A 1,115-nucleotide genomic window follows, 5' to 3' on the forward strand; every position below is an offset into this window, starting at 1 on the left:
AATGATATTGAGTGCATGCACCGACATCCCGACAAAACCAAGGTTAAGTGATAACGCAGGTTGCTTAAACCATTTGAGACTAGAAGCGGAAACAAGCTCAAGAGTAATCAGAATGACAGAAGTTAAGATCAAGCTTTCGTGTCCATGCTTGAACCACTTAATTAAGCTATAAATTCCGACCAGAAAAGCGATGAAGGTAAATAAAGAGAGGATGTCAGCTTGACGTTGTTGCGTTCTCGTCCATTGAGGTTGGCGCGGCATAAATACACTGCGCCACAGCGTGGCTGGATTCATGTTCAATCTTCCTTGATTGATTTCTTATTAGACATCCGACCACTATAGTTTTGTAACATTTTCACAACAAATTTATTCCTTAAATCTGTCTGAGGTGTCTCATTTTTAGTACGGTGAGAGTCTAGCGATAACGCCCTTTTCTCGCACTGCTTGCTTTACCTGCGAGCGCAACCAAGGTCTTGTTCGTATTGGCATGACAAATTGCCACACCGAGAGCATCCGCGGCATCGGCTTGAGGCTTCGCAGGTAATTTTAACATGTGCTGCACCATGTGCTGAACTTGCACTTTGTCTGCACCACCAGTCCCCACTACAGCTTGCTTAATAAGACGGGCAGCATACTCATACACAGGAAGATCCGCATTCACCGCCGCAACAATCGCACTACCGCGAGCCTGCCCTAGCTTTAGAGCAGAATCGGCATTTTTCGCCATGAACACTTGCTCAATTGCAAATACGTCTGGTTGAAACTGGGTGATGATTTCCGTAACGCCAGCATAGATTTGCTTAAGCCGACCTGGCAATTCTTTTTCTGAGGTACGAATACACCCACTGCCAAGATATTGCAGATGACGGCCTTGCTGGCGAATAACGCCGTAACCGGTAATACGAGAACCTGGGTCAATACCCAAAATAATTGACATGAAGCGTCCTAAATAACTCGCTATTTTTATTGGAATCTAAACCCAAGCATTCTTAAGTCGTTTGGATATATCCCATTAAAACAAAAACTCCCGCAGGTGCGGGAGTTTTTTCTTTAATTGTTGTGCGCTTATTCTGCGTCTTTTGCTTTCGCTGCAGTTACCGCAATCGCTAGTTCTT

1 protein-coding gene and 1 pseudogene are annotated in these 1,115 nt (G+C 44.6%); both read right to left on the bottom strand.

Annotated elements, in window-relative coordinates; genetic code table 11:
* A pseudogene (locus tag R7Q41_RS24280) lies at positions 1-294 on the bottom strand (chemotaxis protein); the annotation flags it as partial.
* A 121-nt stretch (positions 295-415) separates the two neighbouring features.
* Positions 416-937: a crossover junction endodeoxyribonuclease RuvC gene (gene ruvC, locus R7Q41_RS24285; protein WP_005457261.1), complete on the bottom strand. Its 522-nt coding sequence runs from the start codon at positions 935-937 to the stop codon at positions 416-418.
* Between the last annotated feature and the right edge of the window lie 178 nt (positions 938-1,115).

The sequence above is a fragment of the Vibrio sp. 2096 genome (genome assembly GCF_033339595.1).
Lineage (GTDB): Bacteria > Pseudomonadota > Gammaproteobacteria > Enterobacterales > Vibrionaceae > Vibrio > Vibrio alginolyticus.